The sequence below is a fragment of the Rhodococcus sp. NPDC079359 genome, from assembly GCF_040702585.1.
Taxonomy (GTDB): Bacteria; Actinomycetota; Actinomycetes; order Mycobacteriales; family Mycobacteriaceae; genus Rhodococcoides.
In genome coordinates, this window is the sequence record NZ_JBFBLH010000015.1 from 52,602 (window position 1) to 71,057 (window position 18,456).

General features: G+C 65.7%; 17 protein-coding genes and 1 tRNA gene. 13 read left to right on the forward strand and 5 right to left on the reverse strand.

The genetic code is table 11. The features are described from left to right. Window positions 1–9 precede the first annotated feature (9 nt). From AB0362_RS24510 to AB0362_RS24530, 5 genes are all read right to left on the reverse strand, one after another. Window positions 10–597, reverse strand: coding sequence for a class I SAM-dependent methyltransferase (locus tag AB0362_RS24510; RefSeq protein ID WP_317810844.1), 588 nt, complete (start codon window positions 595–597; stop codon window positions 10–12). Window positions 598–611: 14 nt separating this feature from the next. After that, window positions 612–1,499: a hypothetical protein gene (locus AB0362_RS24515; protein WP_317534204.1), complete on the reverse strand. Its 888-nt coding sequence runs from the start codon at window positions 1,497–1,499 to the stop codon at window positions 612–614. A gap of 60 nt (window positions 1,500–1,559) precedes the next feature. Continuing rightward, window positions 1,560–1,632, reverse strand: a tRNA-Arg gene (locus tag AB0362_RS24520). Window positions 1,633–1,700: 68 nt separating this feature from the next. Next, window positions 1,701–2,423 carry a DUF305 domain-containing protein gene (locus AB0362_RS24525; protein ID WP_317534205.1) on the reverse strand — a complete coding sequence of 241 codons (723 nt, stop codon included), beginning with the start codon at window positions 2,421–2,423 and terminating at the stop codon, window positions 1,701–1,703. After that, complete coding sequence (locus tag AB0362_RS24530) at window positions 2,423–3,304, reverse strand: DUF3105 domain-containing protein (protein ID WP_068048298.1); 882 nt, start codon at window positions 3,302–3,304, stop codon at window positions 2,423–2,425. The genes AB0362_RS24525 and AB0362_RS24530 overlap by 1 nt, the downstream gene beginning before the upstream one ends. 231 nt (window positions 3,305–3,535) lie before the next feature. On the opposite strand from AB0362_RS24530, the gene argS reads away from it, so the two are divergent. The 13 genes from argS to AB0362_RS24595 all read left to right on the forward strand — a co-directional run bounded on the left by argS (window position 3,536) and on the right by AB0362_RS24595 (window position 18,289). Next, window positions 3,536–5,188: an arginine--tRNA ligase gene (gene argS, locus AB0362_RS24535; RefSeq protein WP_094638671.1), complete on the forward strand. Its 1,653-nt coding sequence runs from the start codon at window positions 3,536–3,538 to the stop codon at window positions 5,186–5,188. Next, window positions 5,185–6,606, forward strand: a complete 1,422-nt coding sequence (lysA, locus tag AB0362_RS24540) for a diaminopimelate decarboxylase (protein ID WP_317534206.1) — start codon at window positions 5,185–5,187, stop codon at window positions 6,604–6,606. The genes argS and lysA overlap by 4 nt, the downstream gene beginning before the upstream one ends. Continuing rightward, the gene (locus AB0362_RS24545; protein ID WP_094669089.1) at window positions 6,603–7,904 is read left to right on the forward strand and encodes a homoserine dehydrogenase; all 1,302 of its coding nucleotides are present in this window, start codon (window positions 6,603–6,605) and stop codon (window positions 7,902–7,904) included. Before lysA ends, AB0362_RS24545 begins: the two co-directional genes overlap by 4 nt. Next, on the forward strand, window positions 7,901–8,968 hold the full coding sequence (gene thrC / locus AB0362_RS24550) for a threonine synthase (protein ID WP_317534207.1): 1,068 nt from the start codon (window positions 7,901–7,903) through the stop codon (window positions 8,966–8,968). The genes AB0362_RS24545 and thrC overlap by 4 nt, the downstream gene beginning before the upstream one ends. A 19-nt stretch (window positions 8,969–8,987) precedes the next feature. Beyond that, on the forward strand, window positions 8,988–9,920 hold the full coding sequence (gene thrB / locus AB0362_RS24555; RefSeq protein ID WP_317534208.1) for a homoserine kinase: 933 nt from the start codon (window positions 8,988–8,990) through the stop codon (window positions 9,918–9,920). Window positions 9,921–10,228: 308 nt separating this feature from the next. Continuing rightward, complete coding sequence (gene rho / locus AB0362_RS24560; RefSeq protein ID WP_317534209.1) at window positions 10,229–12,340, forward strand: transcription termination factor Rho; 2,112 nt, start codon at window positions 10,229–10,231, stop codon at window positions 12,338–12,340. Window positions 12,341–12,538: 198 nt separating this feature from the next. Next, on the forward strand, window positions 12,539–12,772 hold the full coding sequence (rpmE, locus tag AB0362_RS24565) for a 50S ribosomal protein L31 (RefSeq protein WP_008715081.1): 234 nt from the start codon (window positions 12,539–12,541) through the stop codon (window positions 12,770–12,772). Between the two features lie 97 nt (window positions 12,773–12,869). After that, window positions 12,870–13,946: a peptide chain release factor 1 gene (prfA, locus tag AB0362_RS24570; protein ID WP_068048269.1), complete on the forward strand. Its 1,077-nt coding sequence runs from the start codon at window positions 12,870–12,872 to the stop codon at window positions 13,944–13,946. A gap of 106 nt (window positions 13,947–14,052) precedes the next feature. Continuing rightward, window positions 14,053–14,871, forward strand: a complete 819-nt coding sequence (locus AB0362_RS24575) for an SHOCT domain-containing protein (RefSeq protein ID WP_317534210.1) — start codon at window positions 14,053–14,055, stop codon at window positions 14,869–14,871. A 34-nt stretch (window positions 14,872–14,905) separates the two neighbouring features. Next, a complete protein-coding gene (gene prmC, locus AB0362_RS24580; RefSeq protein WP_149408030.1) occupies window positions 14,906–15,790 on the forward strand; it encodes a peptide chain release factor N(5)-glutamine methyltransferase in 885 nt (294 codons plus the stop codon). A 66-nt stretch (window positions 15,791–15,856) separates the two neighbouring features. Beyond that, window positions 15,857–16,519: an L-threonylcarbamoyladenylate synthase gene (locus AB0362_RS24585; protein WP_068048275.1), complete on the forward strand. Its 663-nt coding sequence runs from the start codon at window positions 15,857–15,859 to the stop codon at window positions 16,517–16,519. A gap of 30 nt (window positions 16,520–16,549) precedes the next feature. Next, window positions 16,550–17,791, forward strand: coding sequence for an MraY family glycosyltransferase (locus tag AB0362_RS24590; protein WP_317534211.1), 1,242 nt, complete (start codon window positions 16,550–16,552; stop codon window positions 17,789–17,791). Window positions 17,792–17,857: 66 nt separating this feature from the next. Continuing rightward, the gene (locus AB0362_RS24595; protein WP_317534215.1) at window positions 17,858–18,289 is read left to right on the forward strand and encodes a hypothetical protein; all 432 of its coding nucleotides are present in this window, start codon (window positions 17,858–17,860) and stop codon (window positions 18,287–18,289) included. Window positions 18,290–18,456: the final 167 nt, after the last annotated feature.

An 18,456-nucleotide genomic window follows, 5' to 3' on the forward strand; every position in this document is an offset into this window, starting at 1 on the left:
GATGCCGTGTCAGACCAGCAGGGCCGGCTTTCGTGCCACGGTGACCGCCCAGTCCGCGTCGGTGCGCCACGGCCGCAGATCCCACGTCGAGAATCGGTGCTCGAGGACGAAGCCGACCGCCGCCAGATCCTCGTCGAGCATGTCCACGGTGTACTCCCGATCGGTGGCGAATCCGGTGACGAACACTCCGCCTTCGGTCAGATGTGCCCAGATGCGTTGGAGCGCAGTGCGTTCGGTACCGGGCTTCATGAAAACGAGTACGTTGCCCGCTGCCACGGCCGCGTCGAACGTCCGGCCCAGATCGAGCGTCGTCAGATCGGCGACATGGACGTCGAGTTCGGGGTGTGCTCGAGCGGCCTCGGCCAGAACGGGATCGAGATCCACTGCGGTCACACGGTGTCCGCGGCGGGCCAACTCGACACCGAGTCGGCCGGTCCCGCATCCGGCATCGAGAATGCTCGACGCGGGCGAGACCACCGCGTCGACCATGCGGGCTTCGCCGTGCAGATCCACGCCGCGTTCGGCCAGGCGGTCGAATCGCTCGATGTAGCGCGCGGAATCGTCTGCGGAGTTCTCGGCTTGCCAGCGTGTGGTCACCCCGCCAGGGTAGGTCAGGTCAGGGAGTCGAGAGCCGACCGGGCTTCGACGACCCGGGCGCGGGCTGCCTCGAGTGCCGCCGCCGTCGACTCCGCCTTTACGACACCGGCCTCGTGTGCTTCTCGCGCAGCCTGCGCGCGGGCTCCGGCAGCCTTCAGCTCGGTCTCGATTCGCTCGACTTCTTCTGCAGCGCTGCGCAGTTCGGACGCTTTTCGTTCGGTGTCCGCTTGGGCTTCGTCGACTTCGGTTCGCGCGGTATCGAGATCGGATTCGGCCGACTCGAGTTCGGCGAGCAGTCGGTTTCGTTCGGCTTCGTCGGTTTTCTCCCGGTTGTCCTCGACCTCGGCAGAAACCGGGTCGTCATCGGCGGTGGCGTCGTCATCGTCGGGCGAGTCCGGCACGATCGAGAGCAGCGCAGGCCCGAAGCCACTGTACGTTTCGGCCACCACGGTTCTGCCCGCGCGGACGCGGTCGCGTATCTCCGCATCGGCCATCGCCGCGTTCAGGGTGTTGGAGATCTCGCGGGCTGCGTTGTCGCCGACGGTCGCCCCGAGGTCGCGTCCGAGCGAGACTGCTCGATCGGTCAGGGCGCGTATCGAAGTGCTTCGGGCAGTGGACAATTCACGCAGTCGGGGGCCGTCGCCGCGCTGCTGTGCTCGTTCGAGTTGCTCACCCAGATCGAACAGTTCCGCCAGAGCCGATTCGTCTCGTCGAGCCAGTGTGTTCACCAACCACGCCACGACCGTGGGCTTGCGCAGGGCACCGATTCGGGTGGCAGCGGCTTTGTCGCCAGCCTTCTTGAACCGGGTGACGTACGCCGCACGATGCGAGACGAAATCAGCGGGAGGGAGTGAGTACAGGTCGTCGACGACGGTCTCGACTCGGGGGAGATTCTCGGACATCGAAGTCCACCGTCTCGTTCGAGCAGCCACCGTACGACGGTGACATGCGTGAAAGATGTGTGCCCCCGGCAGGATTCGAACCTGCGGCCTTTCGCTCCGGAGGCGAACGCTCTATCCCCTGAGCTACGGGGGCGCACCGGACTAACCGGTGTGCCTGTTGGGCTGTACGAAAGACTAGCGCATCCGCGACCCGAGCCGAAATCACCCCTCGGGCAGCGGCTGCGCACCCTTCTCGGCGAGCATCTGCTTCATCAGCGTCGACTCGCTGGTCTGGGTGGCGACCATGGAGTTCGCCAGATTGATCACCGCCGGTGACTGCGCGTGAGTCTGCGCGTACTCCATCATCGCCAGGCCGCCCTCGTGGTGGCGCAGCATGAGTTGCAGGAACATCACGTCGACATCCGAGCCGGTGGCTTGGCGAAGCGCGGCGAGCTCAGCGGAACTGGCCATGCCGGGCATGGCCCTGGTGGGATCCGAGGATCCGGGATCCATGGACATCCCGCCCATCGAGTGAGCGTGAGAGTCGTCCTCGGCCATCCAGGTCATGTAGCCGTCGGTCGAGATCGGCGCTCGGTCCCACAGGGCCAACCAGCCCTGCATCTGTCCCACCTGGTTCTGCTGCGAGGTGAGCATGTCGAACGCCAGGCTCTTGACGGCCTGATCCGGCGCGTTGGTCAACGCCACCGCCGCCATCTCGATCGCCTGGTTGTGGTGCACGGTCATGTCCTGCGCGAAGCCGACGTCCACCGAGTCCGCAGCAGGTGCGGTGTTGTCGTCCCGGAACGGACTCTGCACCAGAAAGCCCAGCGCGAAACCGATCGCCAGGACGGCGATCAGCGCCAGCGCAACCAGCGCGGTGCGCTGGCTCGGCTTGGTGGCGGACGCGGTGGCGTCCGCGCTGTCGTTTGTCGTCGGCTCGGTCATCAGTTGGTGGGGACCTGAAGATCGCTCGGCAGCTGAACTCCGCCGGTCCCGCCGGTCTCGCTGGCATCGGGGGTGATGCCGGCACCGTCCATCGGTACCGCGTCCGCGCCGGGTGCAGAGGCGTCGAACAGGGGCGGGTTGTCCGGGTCGAAGGCGTTGTCACCGGTTCCAGGCACCGATGCGCAGCTGGCCCCGACCTCGGGGTAGGCGAAACGGTTGAGGCGCAGGGCGGAGATGAACTGGCCGATGCGTTCGTCGTCCACACTGTCCAACTTGAGCTGGTGGCCCCAGGACTGCAGCGAGACCGGGGAATCGAGGCCGGGGTACGGCGACATCATCATCTGCGTTTCACCGTCGACGCGATCGGCCAGCGACTGGACCTGGTCCTCGTTCAGATCGTCGGGGTTGTAGGTGACCCAGACGGCACCGTGCTCGAGCGAGTGCACGGCATTCTCGGTGCGAATGGCCTCGGGGTACACGATTCCCGTGCAGGTGGCCCACACGGCATCGTGCGGTCCACCGAACGGCGGCGACTGGTCGTAGGCGACCCGCTGTGTGCGCCCGACGTGCAGAGCCGCGGGGTACTCCTGGATCGCGACACCCTCGATGCCGGTCGACGGATCCTGATTGGCCTCGCTCGGCGCGAACTTCTGCGCCTCGGCGCGGTCCTGGTACTTCGGATACAGATTGATCCCGAGGCCCGCAACGAGACCGACGACGACAACGACACCGGCAACTGTCAGCCAGGGAATCTGCCTGCCCGTCGCGGTGGGCACGCCGCCCTTCTTCTTGCGAGCTGACTTCTTGTTGGCTGCATTGATGGCTTTGTCTGCCTTCGCAGCCGACTTGTTCTGACTGCCTTTGTCGGGACCCGTTGGCATCGCTGTAGTTGCTCTCTCAGTCGAGGAAAGGTGGTGTTCGGTTGCGCTGGTGATGCGTATCTGCTGGTGACAGCATCGTCCGATGACCATCAGCGCAGAGCGCCCTCACTGTACGTTCTCTGCCTGAGAGCGTGCTCAGAGCCTGCGCGGACCGCGCAGTCCGAGGTTGCTCGCCGGCAGACGGGCAGTGGATGCGAGGACGCCGCGCACCAGCCAATAGGATAGCTACCTGTGACTCCCGCCGATCTTGCCGAACTGCTTCACGCGACCGCCGCGAAGGTGCTTGCCGACCGCGGCCTGGATGCATCAGTCCTCCCTGCGAAGCTGACCGTCGAGCGTCCCCGAAATCCCGAGCACGGCGACTACGCGACCAACGTGGCACTCCAGGTCGCGAAGAAGGCCGGAGCCAACCCCCGCGACTTCGCCGGCTGGCTCGCGGAGGCTCTCGCCGCCGACGCAGCCATCGCCGACGCCGACGTCGCGGGCCCCGGATTCCTGAACATCAGGCTGGCCGCTGCAGCGCAGGGCGAAATCGTTGCCCGCGTGCTCGCCGAAGGCGCGGCCTTCGGCAGCGGTTCCTCGATGACGGGCAAGAAGGTCAATCTCGAGTTCGTCTCGGCCAACCCGACCGGGCCGGTGCACCTCGGCGGTACCCGGTGGGCAGCCGTCGGCGATGCGCTCGGTCGCATCCTGACCGCACATGGTGCGGAGGTCACTCGCGAGTACTACTTCAACGATCACGGCGCACAGATCGCCCGCTTCAGCCGGTCGCTGATCGCCGCGGCCAAGGGTGAACCCGCTCCGGAGAACGGCTACGCAGGCGAGTACATCGCCGAGATCGCCGAGCAGGTGCTGGTGCAGGAGCCGGAAGCGCTCGCGCTGGCCCCCGAGGCCCAGGAAGAGACGTTCCGAGCCATCGGCACCCAGCTGATGTTCGACCGGATCAAGGCCAATCTGCACGAGTTCGGCGTCGACTTCGATGTCTACTTCCACGAGAATTCGCTGTTCGACTCGGGTGAGGTCGAGAAGTCGGTCGAATACCTCAAGAGCTCGGGGAGCCTCTACGAGGAGGATGGTGCCTGGTGGCTACGGTCCACCGAGTACGGCGACGACAAGGATCGTGTCGTCATCAAGAGCGACGGCAACGCCGCCTACATCGCCGGCGACATCGCCTACTTCCAGAACAAGCGGCAGCGCGGCTTCGATCTGTGCATCTACATGCTCGGAGCGGACCACCACGGATACATCGGACGGCTCAAGGCGGCCGCAGCTGCGTTCGGAGACGACCCCGCGACCGTCGAGGTGCTGATCGGCCAGATGGTCAACCTGGTGCGCGACGGCGTGGCCGTGAAGATGAGCAAGCGTGCCGGAACCGTCATCACCCTCGACGACCTGGTCGAAGCCATCGGCGTCGACGCCTCCCGGTACGTCATGATCCGGTCGTCCGTCGACTCCAGCATCGACATCGACCTCGCCCTGTGGGCGAGCGCAAGCAACGAGAATCCGGTGTACTACGTCCAGTACGCCCACGCCCGCCTGGCCTCACTCGCGCGCAATGCCGCCGAACTGGGAATCAGCGCGCAGCAGCCGGATCTGAGCCTGCTCACCCACGAGCAGGAAGGCGAGCTGATCAGGACGATCGGCGAGTACCCGCGCGTGGTGGCCAGCGCTGCCGAACTGCGCGAACCACACCGGATCGCCCGCTACCTCGAAGAGCTGGCGGGTGCTTACCACCGCTTCTACGGTGCGTGTCGAGTACTTCCACAAGGAGACGAGGAGCCCGGACCTGTGAACACCGCACGACTGGCGTTGGGTAACGCGACCCGGCAGGTCCTGGCCAACGGCCTCGAACTGCTCGGGGTCAGCGCACCGGAGCGCATGTGAGCGCACATCCGGCAGGACCCAAGCATGCCGACGCCCCCGCGAAGGAGTCGATGTCCCATCGCCCGGCCGACGCGTCGGAGATGACGACGCTGCCCGAGCAGGTGTGGCCCCGCAATGCCGAGCGCGGTGAGGACGGAACCGTCCGCCTCGCCGGAGTATCGGTCACCGATCTCGCGGAGCAGTACGGCACACCGTTGTTCGTCATCGACGAGGACGACTTCCGTTCGCGCTGCCGTGAGATGGCCGCCGCATTCGGGGCACCCGAACGAGTTCACTACGCCTCCAAGGCTTTCCTGTGCGGCGAGATCGCACGCTGGGTGGCCGACGAAGGGCTCTCACTCGACATCTGCTCCGGAGGCGAGCTGGCCATCGCGTTGGCTGCCGGATTCCCGGCCGACCGAATTGCCATGCACGGCAACAACAAATCGGTAGCCGAGCTCGAGGCGGGCGTGCGCGCAGGCGTCGAACATGTGGTGCTCGACTCCAACATCGAGATCGACCGTCTCGACTGCGTCGCCGGTGCGGCCGGTGTGGTGCAGGACGTTCTCATTCGCATCACCGTCGGTGTCGAGGCGCATACCCACGAGTTCATCGCCACCGCGCACGAGGATCAGAAGTTCGGATTCTCGCTCGCCGACGGCTCTGCGCTCGACGCCGTCCGGCGCGTGTTCGCTGCCGACAACCTTCGCCTCGTCGGACTGCACAGTCACATCGGTTCGCAGATATTCGAGGTCGACGGCTTCGAGTTGGCAGCGCACAAGGTCATCGGGCTGCTGCGAGACATCGTCTCGGAGTTCGGCGTCGACAAGACCGCGCAGATCTCGACGCTGGATCTCGGTGGCGGCATGGGTATTTCGTACGTGCCGAGTGACGATCCGCCGCCGGTGGAGCAACTCGCCGCGAAGTTGACCACCATCGTGGAGACGGAGTCCGCCGCAGTGGGACTACCGGTCCCGACGATCGCCGTCGAGCCGGGCCGCGCCATCGCCGGACCGGGCACCGTCACGCTCTACGAGGTCGGCACGATCAAGGACGTCACCGTCGACAAGTCGACGCGCAGGCGCTACATCAGCGTCGACGGCGGCATGAGCGACAACATCCGAACCTCGCTGTACCAGGCCGAATACGACTGTCGGCTGGTCTCGCGCACGAGCGATGCCGAGGCCGTCGTGGCTCGGGTCGTCGGAAAGCATTGCGAGAGCGGCGACATCGTCATCAAGAACACATGGATGCCGGCAGACGTCGGGCCGGGTGACCTGCTCGCGGTAGCGGCCACCGGGGCCTACTGCTACTCCATGTCCAGTCGCTACAACCTGCTGACGCGGCCCGCTGTGGTTGCGGTCAAGGACGGGCACTCGCGCCTGATCCTGCGGCGGGAAACCATCGAAGATCTGCTCAGCTTGGAGGTTCAGCCATGACATCGAAGCCGATAGGCGTCGCCGTACTCGGACTCGGAAACGTCGGCAGCGAGGTCGTTCGGATCCTCACCGAGAACGCTGACGACTTCGAGGCGAGAGTCGGTGCGCCACTGGAGATTCGTGGCATCGCTGTGCGTCGGGTCGACGGCGATCGTGGAGTTCCGGCCGAGCTGCTCACCGACGATCCGGCCGAGCTCGTGGGCCGCGACGACGTCGACATCGTCGTCGAGGTTCTCGGCGGCATCGACATTCCCCGCAAGCTGGTGCTCTCTGCCCTGGAGAAGGGCAAGTCCGTCATCACGGCGAACAAGGCTCTGCTGGCCGAGTACACCGGGGAACTGGCCGACGCGGCCGAGAAGTCGCGTGCCGACCTGTATTTCGAGGCCGCCGTGGCCGGAGCCATTCCCGTGGTCCGCCCGCTGATGCAGTCTCTCGCGGGTGACCGTGTGAACAAGGTTGCCGGCATCGTCAACGGCACCACGAACTTCATCCTCTCGGCCATGGACGAGACGGGAGCGGACTACGCCGAAACCCTCGCCGAGGCAGGGCGTCTGGGCTACGCCGAGGCCGACCCGACCGCCGACGTCGAAGGCTACGACGCTGCGTCGAAGGCCGCCATCCTGGCGTCCATCGCATTCCACACGCGGGTCACTGCCGGTGACGTCTACCGCGAGGGCATCAGCAAGATCACCTCGGACGATCTCGAAACCGCGAAATCCCTGGACTGCACCATCAAGCTGCTGGCCATCTGCGAGCGGATCGTCACGCCCAAGGGCAAGGAGCGAATCTCCGCACGGGTCTACCCCGCGCTCGTTCCGCTGAACCACCCGTTGGCGTCGGTGAACGGTGCGTTCAACGCCGTGGTCGTCGAAGCAGAGGCCGCCGGCCGCCTGATGTTCTACGGCCAGGGTGCAGGCGGAGCGCCGACCGCGTCCGCAGTACTCGGCGACCTGGTGATGGCCGCTCGCAACAAGTTCTACGGCGGACGGGGCCCACTCGAATCCAAGTACGCCAAGCTCAAGGTGGCCCCCATGGGTGACATCCTCACTCGCTACTACGTCAGCATGCAGGTAGCCGACAAGCCCGGCGTTCTCGCCACCGTAGCGGCCGAGTTCTCCAAGCGTGACGTCAGCATCTCCACGGTGCGTCAGCAGGGCTCGGGTGACGGAGCCAGGCTCGTCGTCGTCACGCACCTCGCGGCCGACTCCGCACTGTCCGACACCGTTGCATCCCTCGAGCAGCTCGACGTCGTCGTTCACGTCGCCAGCGTTCTCCGATTGGAAGGCACCACCGTATGAGCGTCCACACCCCCTGGCCCGGTCTGATCGAGGCATACCGTTCGCGTCTGGCGATCGGCCCGGATTGGAAGACCGTCACGCTGCGCGAGGGCGGGACCCCGCTGTTGCCGGCCGGGCACCTGTCCGAACTGACCGGGTGCACAGTGCATCTCAAGGTCGAGGGACTCAACCCCACCGGCTCCTTCAAGGACCGCGGGATGACCATGGCCGTCACCGACGCGCTCGCCCGAGGTCAGGAGGCCGTCCTCTGCGCCTCGACCGGCAACACCTCGGCCTCCGCAGCTGCCTACGCGGCCAAGGCCGGAATGAGCTGTGCCGTCTTGGTTCCGCAGGGCAAGATCGCCATGGGCAAGCTCGCTCAGGCAGTGATGCACGGAGCCAAGATCATTCAGGTGCAGGGCAACTTCGACGATTGCCTCGAACTGGCCCGCAAGACCACGGCCGAGTTCCCGACCATCGGTCTGGTCAACTCCGTCAATCCCGTCCGCATCGAAGGCCAGAAGACCGCGGCCTTCGAGATCTGCGACGCCCTCGGCGACGCACCGGACATCCACGTACTGCCGGTCGGCAACGCAGGCAACATCACCGCGTACTGGCGCGGTTACTCGGAGTACTTCCGTGACGGTCTCACCACGCGCAAGCCGCGGATGCTCGGAGTCCAGGCCGCGGGCGCTGCTCCGCTGGTTCACGGTGCGCCGGTGAAGGATCCGGAAACCATCGCCACCGCGATCCGGATCGGCTCGCCCGCATCCTGGAACGGCGCCGTCAACGCCAAGGAAGAATCGAACGGAGCATTCCGCGCCGCGACCGACGAGGAGATCCTCGAGGCGTACCGATTGATCGCCAAGACCGAGGGCGTGTTCGTGGAGCCGGCCTCCGCCGCCAGCGTCGCCGGGCTCCTCGCAGCTCGAAAGGAAGGCTGGCTCGAACCAGGCCTGACCGTCGTGTGCACGGTCACCGGAAACGGCCTCAAGGACCCCGATACGGCGCTGTCGGGAATGCCTGTCGTAGAACCCATTTCGGTCGATCCCGTCGCTGTCGCGGCTGCGCTCGAGCTGGCCTGAGTTGACGGAATCTCCGGCCATGACGACGACACTCCCCATCGGGCTCACGGTCACCGCGCGCGTCCCGGCGTCCAGTGCCAACATCGGACCCGGATTCGACAGTCTCGGAATCGCTTTGGGGCTGTACGACGAGATCGAGGTCACGACCACCGCGTCGGGACTGCGGATTCACGTCGACGGTGAGGGTTCGGCGGACGTGCCGTGGGGACCGACGCATCTGGTCGTACGCGCCATCGAGCGGGGACTCGAAGCTGTCGGAGTGTGGGCCGACGGCCTGGATGTCCACTGCCGCAACGTGATTCCTCACTCCAGGGGACTCGGTTCCTCGGCGTCGGCTGTGGTCGGGGGCCTTGCTGCCGCCAACGCACTGGCCGCGAAAGTGGATCGGTCGCTCGCGCTGTCGGAGGGTCAGCTGGTCCAGCTGTCATCGGAATTCGAGGGTCATCCCGACAATGCGTCGGCGAGTTGCCTCGGCGGTGCGGTGGTGTCGTGGAGCGAACCGCCCAATGCCAGTGTCACGGCGCGGAAGTACGCAGCCGTGCGGCTGGAGGTGCACCCGAGCATCAAGGTCGTCGTGCTCGTACCGTCCGAACGCTCGTCGACGTCGCACACGCGGGGACTGTTGCCCGAGTTGGTGCCCCACCGTGATGCGGCGTTCAACGTCAGCCGCAGTGCACTCGCGGTCGTGGCGCTGACCGAGCGCCCGGATCTGTTGATGTCCGCGACGGAGGACCTGCTGCATCAAGGTCAGCGCGCCCAGGCGTTACCCGACACGACTCGCTGGATAACTACCTTGCGCGCGCGGTCCATCGCGGCCGTGGTGTCCGGTGCGGGACCGACGGTCATGGCGCTGTGCACCGAGGAGTTTCCGGCCGATCTGCGCGAGGCCGCATCGGCCGAGGGGTGGCGGGTGCTCGACCTGGACGTGGCCGACGGAGTCACCGTCGCGTGACAAACGCGGCAGTAGGGTTCTTGCCGAGTGGGGACAACGGCGCTATGGTGAACCCTGTCCGTACATCGTGCGCTTCAGACGCCGGTTTCGTCAGGGCATTCAGGTCGCTGTATTCGGGGGATTCAAACGTCCGAGTGATGTGACGCTCCTGACTCGATCCTTCCCGTGGTTCTCTGCGGTCCGGATCGATGGTGTCGTCGACGGGGTGCGTCGAACATGAACGGCAATATCCGAGCTCGGCAGAACGCCGAACTGCGGAACGAACCCTCGGCTGCGCATCGAGCGAGCGAGGGAAGGAAAGGACCTCCGTGACCGATACGGAACTTATCTCTGCGCCCGAAACGTCACGCCGACGTGCTGGCCTGTCCGGAATGGTTCTCACCGAGCTCCGCAGCCTCGCTGGTGAACTCGGTATCAAGAGCGTTTCCGGGATGCGCAAGGGCGATCTGATCGCTGCGATTTCCGAGCGTCAATCGGGTAGCGCACCGGCCAAGACGGACGCACCGAAATCCGACGCACCCAAGTCGCGTCGCGCCGCTGCATCCGCGCCGGTCGTCGAAGATCGGCCCGCAGCCGAGGCGGCACCGAAGCAGTCGGCTCCAGAAGCGCCGTCCTCGGACGCGCCGGCGGCGCAATCGGGCGATTCTGCCGATGCCGCGCCCGAGACGGGCCGCCGAACACGCGGACGTCGCGCCGCAGGTCGGCGAGCCGGTGCTCCCGAACAACTCCCGCTCGACGACAGCAACGATTCGGCCGGATCCGCTCCTGCGGCGACCGATTCGCCCGCAGTCGCGCCGCAGGCGGAGAAGCCGGACGAGACCGGCGACAGCGCCGCCACCGAGCGCCCACGCCGTAGTCGCGGCGACCGCAACCGCCAGGACGGGTCGGAACGCGAACCCCGTGACGCCGACGGCAACCGCGACAACGCGAACCGCGACTCCGGAAGCCGCAATCAAGGCGACCGGGACGGCTCCAACCGCGAGAACGGCAACCGTGACAACGGAAACCGCAATCAGGGTGACCGCGACAACCGTGACGGTGGCGGTCGTAACCAGAACGGACGCAATCGCAACCAGGGCGACGGTCGCAACGACAACCGCAACGAGGATCGCAACAACGGTCCGCGCGACAACCGCGACAACAACCAGGACGACGACGGCGAAGGCCGCGGACGTCGGGGACGTCGGTTCCGTGAGCGCCGTCGCGGACGCGACCGTGGCGAAGGCAACGACGGTGGCGGTGGCCGCGAGCGCGATACCGAGATTCGCGAGGACGATGTTCTTCAGCCGGTAGCCGGCATCCTCGATGTTCTCGACAACTACGCGTTCGTCCGTACTTCCGGCTACCTCGCCGGACCCAATGACGTCTACGTGTCGATGAACCTGGTTCGCAAGAACGGCCTTCGCCGCGGCGACGCGGTGACCGGTGCGGTTCGGGTGGCACGCGAAGGCGAGCAGTCCAGCCAGCGGCAGAAGTTCAACCCGCTAGTGCGTCTGGACACCGTCAACGGGGGAGAGGTCGAGGCCGCGCGCAAGCGTCCGGAGTTCGGCAAGCTCACCCCGCTCTACCCCAACCAGCGGTTGCGTCTCGAGACTCAGCAGAACATCCTGACCACGCGCATCATCGACCTGGTGATGCCGATCGGCAAGGGTCAGCGCGCACTCATCGTCAGCCCGCCCAAGGCAGGCAAGACGAGCGTCCTGCAGGCCATCGCCAACGCGATCGCCATCAACAATCCCGAGTGCTACCTCATGGTCATCCTCGTCGACGAGCGTCCCGAGGAAGTGACGGACATGCAGCGCTCCGTCAAGGGCGAGGTCATCGCGTCGACGTTCGACCGGCCGCCGGGCGACCACACCGCGGTGGCCGAGCTGGCGATCGAACGGGCCAAGCGTCTGGTCGAAGCCGGCCAGGACGTGGTGGTTCTGCTCGACTCGATCACCCGTTTGGGACGTGCGTACAACAACAGCTCGCCTGCATCGGGCCGAATCCTGTCCGGTGGTGTCGACTCGACCGCTCTGTACCCGCCGAAGCGGTTCCTCGGCGCGGCTCGCAACATCGAACACGGTGGTTCGTTGACGATCATCGCCACGGCCATGGTCGAGACCGGATCCACCGGTGACACCGTGATCTTCGAGGAGTTCAAGGGCACCGGCAACGCCGAGCTCAAGCTCGATCGCAAGATCGCTGAACGCCGCGTGTTCCCGGCAGTGGACATCAACCCGTCGAGCACCCGCCACGACGAGTTGCTCCTTGCTCCCGACGAGGCCGCCGTCGTACACAAGTTGCGGCGCGTGCTGTCCGGACTGGACGCGCATCAGGCCATCGACCTGCTGGTCGACCGTCTGAAGAAGAGCAAGAACAACCTCGAGTTCCTGATGGAAGTCTCCAAGACTGCGCCGGGCGGGACGAACGACTGACAATTGTTTCCCGGATCTTTCGTCCGGGGAACAAGCCGACAGGTGCGCGCGTTGTAAGCATCTGTCGGCACAGAAGTACCGGCGATTAGCAGGTCAGATGCACGCTCTGGCATAATCAACGGCCGAGTCCGGTTCCGGTTCACGTCTTCGATCGGCGAAGACGACCCGGCGACCACTAGAGAGAACGGTAAGGACACCATGAAGGCAGGAATTCACCCCGACTACACACTGACGACAGTCGTCTGTGGTTGCGGCAATACTTTCGAGACCCGAAGCACCACCGACAAAGAGCGCATCAGCGTCGAGGTCTGCTCGCAGTGCCACCCCTTCTACACCGGCAAGCAGAAGATTCTCGACACCGGCGGCCGCGTCGCTCGCTTCGAGGCTCGCTACGGCAAGCGCGCCGGCAAGAAGGCCGACGCAGACAGCTAGCTGTTTCGCCGACGCCCGTCCTGTGCATCACAGGACGGGCGTCGGCTTTTTTGTGTCCACATTCAGTTGCACCGGCGTTCGAGAGTGAGTCATCAACATGGCGAGAACAGACAAGCCTTCGGCCATCGACGACATCCTCGCCGAACACTCCGGACTCGAGCAGCAACTCGCCGACCCAGCTCTGCACAACGACCCGTCCGCGGCCCGCAGAGCAGGCAAGAGGTTCGCCGAACTGGCCCCCATCATGTCCGCGCACACCAAGCTGACCTCCGCGCAGGACGACCTCGAAGCCGCGCGTGAGCTCGCCGCCGACGATTCCTCGTTCGCGTCCGAGATTCCCGAGCTCGAGGCGACCGTGTTGCACCTCGAGCAGACCCTCACCGACCTGCTCGCACCACGCGACCCGCACGACGGCGACGACATCGTGATGGAGGTCAAGTCGGGGGAGGGCGGCGAGGAATCGGCGCTCTTCGCGGCCGATCTCGCGCGGATGTACGTGCGCTACGCCGAACGCCGCGGGTGGCGGGTCGAGGTGCTCGACGCGAACGTCTCGGACCTGGGCGGATACAAGGACGCGACGCTGTCGATCAAGACCAGGGATCCCCTCGACGGCGTCTGGGCCCGGCTGAAGTTCGAGGGCGGCGTCCACCGCGTGCAACGGGTACCGGTGACCGAATCGCAGGGGCGCGTGCACACGTCCGCGGCCGGCATCCTGGTGTACCCCGAACCCGACGAGGTGGAAGAGGTTCAGATCGACGAAACCGATCTGCGCATCGACGTCTACCGCTCGTCCGGCAAAGGTGGCCAGGGCGTCAACACCACCGACTCCGCAGTCCGAATCACGCACCTGCCGACCGGCATCGTGGTGACCTGTCAGAACGAGCGGTCTCAGCTGCAGAACAAGGCGCGCGCGATGCAGGTGCTTGCAGCTCGCCTGCAGGCAGCAGCAGAAGAAGCGGCCGACGAAGAGGCATCGGCAGGCAGGGCCAGCCAGGTGCGCACCGTCGACCGCTCGGAGCGGATCAGAACCTACAACTTCCCCGAGAACCGCATCACGGACCACCGGATCGGCTTCAAGGCACACAACCTCGACTCACTTCTGGACGGCGAGATGGATGCGTTGCTCGACGCGCTGGCCAAGGCGGACCGCGACGCGCGCATGCAAGCAGAGTAGCTGCGGCACATAGCTTTACAGATTTCGCCGGGCTGCTGCACCGATAGGTGCGATACCCTGGCGGCCAGGTTCGACCCCGCAACAGCGCCCGAGAGGCACACCAGACATGAACCAGGCCCTGACCCCCGCAGGCGAGAACGCCGTGTCCGAGCTGTCCTCGCGCTACGGCATCTCGACCGATGCCGTCCGCACGATGCTCGACGCCGTCAACAACGGCCGCGGCAGCATGGCTCAGTTCAACATCCCCGAGCTCGGCGGCAGTGGGCAGTGGATGCGGGGCGGAATGACCATGGTGGGCAACATGTTCGACCACGGACTCAAGAGCCGGGTCGACGGTCTCTGCCGAGACCTGTCGGCGGTGCTGTCGCAGCATCAGGTGTACCCGCCCAGGGAGACCGGCAGCAGCTCGTTCGGTGGCAACTCGTTCGGCGGCGGCTCGTGGTGGCCGTCGGACCTCGGTGCGCCGAGCTCGAGCGGTGGCCAGAACGGCTCGCAGTACGCAGTGTTCCCGGGATCTCGACGCCTCGCGGTGTTGGTCGGCGGCGAACTGGCCGTGTACGACACTCTCGATCACTCCATCGGCGGAGTCCAGCAACAGCAGGGCGGTGGACCGGGCTCGCTGGAGTTCACCAGCCAGTACGGCACGTTCACTGCTGGCAGCCTGCCTCGAGTCGATCAGCAGTCGGGCGGGACGAACTCGCAGAACCAGTCGACGCCGCAACCCGCTCCGCAGACCTACGCGCAACCGTCCTCGTCGCACCAGTCTTCGCAGTCCTCGAACCATTCGCCTCAGGGCAACCCGTCAGGTGTGGACATCTCCGACATCACGGCTGCGATCGAGGCTCTCGCGGGTCTGCACGCGAAGGGCTTCCTCACCGACGACGAGTTCCACGCCAAGAAGTCGGAGTTGCTGGGACGCGTGTGACCGGGTTGTCGGTGCCTCGTGGCAGGCTGTTCGAATGAGCCGCAAGCCGTTACGCCTGGCCATCCTCGAAGCAACGTCGATGCTCGACGCTGCCGGTGTGCCGAGCCCACGGGTCGATGCGGAACTGCTCGCCGCACACCTCGTCGGCGTGGACCGCGGCCGTCTCGGTCTGGTTCCTCTCGTCGAACCCGAGGTCGTCGAGGCGTACTTCCGAACCGTCGAGCAGCGCGCGAAACGTATTCCACTGCAATACATCACGGGAACGACCTCGCTGGGCAACATCGACGTCGAAGTAGGGCCGGGCGTGTTCGTACCCCGGCCGGAAACCGAACTGTTGTTGGCCTGGGCACTCGCGTTCCTCGAAAACGTCGACCACCATCCGCCGGTGATTCTCGATCTGTGCACGGGCTCGGGGGCACTGGCACTGGCGATCGCCAACGCCCGGCCCGATGCCGTCGTCCACGCCGTCGAGCTCGACCCGTCGGCGTTGGCATGGGCCCGGCGCAATGCCGACCTGTGCAGCGGCCACGGCGATACCCCGATCACGCTGCACCACGGCGACGTCACGGCACGAGATCTGTTGACCGAACTCGACGGCGCTGTCGACATGATCGTCGCAAACCCGCCCTATATCCCGGAGGGGGCAGACCTCGATCCCGAAGTGATCGATCACGATCCGCACATGGCGCTGTTCGGCGGTTCGGACGGACTGTCCGTCATCGAACCGATGATCGGCAACATCGCCCGCTGGCTTCGGATCGGCGGCGGCGTCGCTATCGAACACGACGACTCCAATGGCGGCGAGGTGGTGGCGCTGCTGTCTCGGCGACGAGTGTTCACCGAGGTCACCGCACATCCGGATCTGTCGGGTAGGCCCCGGTTCGTCGTCGCCGCACGGGCGCACCCGGCCCAGGCCTGACGACGGGAACGGCAGGCGGGCGACACCTGACATCACTTCGTTATCGAAAGTGGAAGGATAGGTGCCGTGAGTACCGTCTACGACTGCCGTGAAGCCGACGCGCGCACTGCTGGATTGACCGCTGCCCGCGGTGCCCTCAAATCCGGCCGACTGGTCGTCATGCCTACCGACACCCTGTACGGAATCGCAGCCGATGCATTCGACGGCAGCGCTGTCACGGATCTGCTGCGCGCCAAGGGCAGGGGCCGCGATATGCCGGTTCCCGTGCTCGTCGGCTCCTGGAACACCATCGACGGCTTGGTTCAGAGTGTCCGGCCACGCACCCGAGATTTGATTCGTGCCTTCTGGCCCGGTGCGCTGAGCATCGTCGTGCAGCAGGCTCCGTCCTTGGCCTGGGATCTGGGCGACGCCCAGGGCACCGTCATGTTGCGGATGCCGCTGCACCCTGTCGCGCTCGAGCTGCTGCGTGAGGTCGGCCCGCTCGCAGTGTCCAGCGCCAACATCTCCGGCAGTCCACCCGCCACCACCGTGACGGAGGCACGAGATCAGCTCGGCGGCTCGGCCGCGGTGTACCTGGACGGGGGACCGGCCGACCACGCGGTGGCGTCGACCATCATCGATCTGACCAGCGATCGAGCACGAATTCTGCGGGTCGGTGCCATTCCCACCGAGAAGATTGCCGAGGTTCTCGGTGTCACCGCCGAAAGCCTGGTCCCGGGAGCGTCCTGACATGGCTGTCCATCCCGCACGCCTCCGCGCATGAGCGTCACTCGGGGAGGCATCCTTAACGAAAGTGTCGACGTGCTCGCTCAGTCGAATCTGGGTGCAGGCGTACCGATTCGCGAACTGCTCCTGGTGTTCCTCACCGCAGCGGTGGTCACGTTCTTCGCCACCGGCGGTGTTCGTGTGGCGGCCGTCAAGTTCGGTGCCGTCGCGGTTCCTCGTGATCGTGACGTCCACGTGCAGGCCACCCCGAGGCTCGGGGGAGTGGGCATCTACGTGGGCATGCTGGCTGCGTTGCTCTTCGCGTCACAGCTGCCTGCGCTGGCTCGCGGATTCGACGTCGCCTACAACCGCGACATTCCGGCCGCGCTGGTTGCCGGCTTCGTGATCGTGCTGGTCGGCGTCATCGACGACCGATGGGGTCTGGATGCCCTGACCAAGTTCGTCGGCCAGGTGACGGCGGCCGGGGTCCTCGTCATCATGGGCGTGAGCTGGGTCGTGCTGTACCAACCGTGGGGAGGCGAGCCCGGTCAACCGGGCAGCACCCTGGTGCTCGACCAACTGCAAGCCGGACTGGTGACCGTTCTCATCACCGTCGTGATCGTCAATGCGATGAACTTCGTCGACGGACTCGACGGGCTGGCGGCCGGTCTGGGGCTCATCTCCTCGGTGGCGATCTGCATTTTCTCGGTGGGGTTGCTGCAGGAGCAGGGCGGCGACGTCGGTGTCTACCCACCGGCGCTGATCGCGGCGGCATTGGCAGGCGCGTGCCTGGGGTTTCTGCCGCACAACTTTCAGCCCGCTCGCATCTTCATGGGCGATTCGGGATCGATGCTCATCGGTCTGACGCTTGCCACCATCTCGACCAGTGCGTCCGGGCGGATCCCGTTGACGGCGTACGGCCCACGCGATCTGCTGGGTCTGCTGTCGCCGCTTCTGCTGGTCGGAGCCGTGATGCTCATTCCGATCCTCGACCTGCTGCTGGCTGTCATTCGCCGGACCCGGGCCGGACGGAGTCCTTTCAGCCCCGACAAGATGCACCTGCATCATCGGTTGCTGCAGATCGGACATTCGCATCGCCGGGTGGTGCTGGTGATCTACCTGTGGGTCGGTGTCCTCGCCTTCGGGGCGGTCGGGTCGTCTCTGCTGGACCGCCGAATAGTGGTGCTTCTGGTTGCCGCAGGTCTGGTGTTCGCGCTGGTCGTCACTGCTGTGCCGACGCTGCGGGTGGACCGATCGCAGGGCTCGGAACCGCGAAGCGCTCGACGGGGCGGCTGATCCCGTCGGCTGTTCGCGGACGCGTGCTGGGTACCCTCGACAACTGTGACCTTCACTCCGCAGTCCATGCCCGACCAATTCGCCCCGCTTCGCGCCGCGGTTCGATACGGACTCATCGGACTGGTGGTGCTCACGGTGGTGAGCGTCGGAATCGCCGTCACGGCGGCCGGAACACCTGGTCTGTGGGGATCCCTCATCGGTGTTGCCATCGGCGGAGGCTTCGTCATCACGACGGCGTTGTCGGTGGCGCTCACCACGCGTTTTCCGGCCTCGGCAGTTGGAGCACTGCTTCTCGGCGGTTGGTTGGTGAAGATGGTGATCGCGCTGATCGTGTTGGTCGCACTCAAGGACGCCGACTTCTACAACCGGTACTCCTTGGGGCTGACGATTCTGGGAGCGCTCGTGGTCGTGCTCGGTGCGGAGGTCTTCGGGGTCGTCAAGACGAAAGTCGCCTACGTGGACAGCGTTCCCACCGAGGACAAGACCGACGATCGGTAGTACGACAGCCTGTCGTAATCGGTTAAGCTGAGGGCCGCCTACACAACGTCGTAGTTCTGTTGATAAAGTTTGCATCAAGCGGTGGGCAAGACTGGGACGAAAGAGACTTTTTCCCTGGACTGGACCCCCGCAGGTAGCAGTCAGCGTGAGCTTCCTTACAGTAGGCC